A 1,838-nucleotide genomic window follows, 5' to 3' on the forward strand; every position below is an offset into this window, starting at 1 on the left:
AGCCCTAGTCATCTCCCCCCTTGTGGCACTGATGAAAGACCAGGTCGATGGCCTCCGAAAGCATGATATTCGTGCCGGCTACCTTCATAGCGGGCAGAGTAGGGGAGAGATGTTGGCAGTGCTAGATAATTGTACTTTTGGTTATTACAAACTCCTCTATGTCTCCCCTGAGCGACTCACCAATGCCCTCTTTCTGCGTCGGTTAGAAAGTATCCCCATCTCCTTTGTAGCGGTCGACGAAGCCCACTGTATCAGTCAGTGGGGGTACGACTTTCGTCCGCACTATACCCGTATCAAGGAGTTCCGCCAACGCATACCCCACCTTCCCTTCCTCGCCCTTACCGCTACCGCTACCTCTCTCGTGGTGGAGGATATCAAGCGACAGCTACTTTTTGAGGAGGGAAGTCGCTTCTTCAAAAAGAGCTTTCACCGCCGAGCCCTCACCTATGTGGTTCGCCAGACAGAGGATAAAGCTCGGGAGTTGGTCCATATCCTCTCCAGTGTTGAGGGGAGTGCCCTCGTTTATGTGCGAAGCCGTAAAAAGACTAAGCAAATCTCCGACCTCCTCAATTCCTTTGGACTTTGTAGCGATTACTTTCACGCCCTCCTTCCGCCAGAGGTGAAGGCACGTAAGCAAAATGCCTGGCAGTCTGGCGAAGTGCGGATAATGGTTTGCACCAATGCCTTTGGTATGGGTATCAATAAGGAAGATGTTCGGGTAGTGGTACACCCTGCACCCCCTCCTTCACCCGAATTTTATTACCAAGAAGCGGGTAGGGCGGGAAGGGATAATCAGAGAGCCTTTGCCGTACTTCTCTATGAGCCGATACGTGATGAGCGATACCTGTGGAATATGCTTGATAGAGAGTTTCCGCCGGAGGAGACCGTAAAGCAGGTGTATGATACACTCGGCAATTACTTCCAACTCGGTGTGGAGAGTGGGGAAGGGGCAATCTATGAGTTCGACCTCTTCCACTTCTGTACCCAGTACAAAATCCCCAGCCATGTCGTTACAGCATCGCTGGCCATACTACAGCTCTCGGGCTATATGGAATACTTAGAGAATCACGATAAGGCTGGCCAATTGATGATTACTACCGATCGCAATCAGCTCTACACCCTGTTTGATGAAAAAGAGTCTCTCTACGACGACCTCCTTGAGTTCCTGATGCGTCGCTATACCGGTCTATTTACAGCCTATAGTGCTATTGACGAGCGAGAGATTGCCAGTGCACTAGGCATCCGAAGGGAGCAGCTCTATTTCCTTTTGATTAACCTCAAGCGATGGCACGTGATAGATTATATCCCAGGCAAGATAAGTGATTATATCTACTACATGGACCAGCGGGTGCCTGCCAAAGAACTGGTTATCCCAAAGGAGATCTACCAAAGCCGCTACAACGCTGCCCGCGAACGTGTGGAGGCAATGGAGCAATATATGACCACCTCCGACTGCTGTAGAGCGATGCAATTGGTCAGTTACTTCGACGAAACCAATCCCCTTCCTTGCGGTTATTGTGACTACTGCCTCAGCCACCCACCCAAAGGTCTTTCGTACAAAGTCATTGACGAAATAGAGGATTACCTCAAAGCCGAAGGGAATACCTCTCACGAGCAATTACACAACCAATTTCCACAACTCTCGCCCGACGAACTACAGAGTGCCATCGAGCACCTCCAAGGCGAGTACCACACCATTGTGGTAAAGGGTAGCACCATCACCTACCTCTAAAGCATATTATAACACGGATTGTTTTGGCTCCTTATCGGACAAGTCGGACAGTTCGGACAGTTCGGACGCACCCGCAGGGTGCCATTCAGCTAGCTGTAAGTTTGCA

General features: G+C 50.4%; 1 protein-coding gene. It reads left to right on the forward strand.

Going from position 1 to position 1,838, the window contains the following annotated elements:
* Positions 1-1,732: RecQ family ATP-dependent DNA helicase (locus QVO39_RS03305; protein ID WP_288171715.1), on the forward strand; the 1,732-nt coding region annotated here is incomplete at its 5' end.
* Positions 1,733-1,838: the final 106 nt, after the last annotated feature.

Origin of the sequence: Porphyromonas sp. CAG:1061, assembly GCF_000435035.1 — a bacterium.
In the GTDB taxonomy this organism is placed as follows: domain Bacteria; phylum Bacteroidota; class Bacteroidia; order Bacteroidales; family Porphyromonadaceae; genus Porphyromonas_A; species Porphyromonas_A somerae.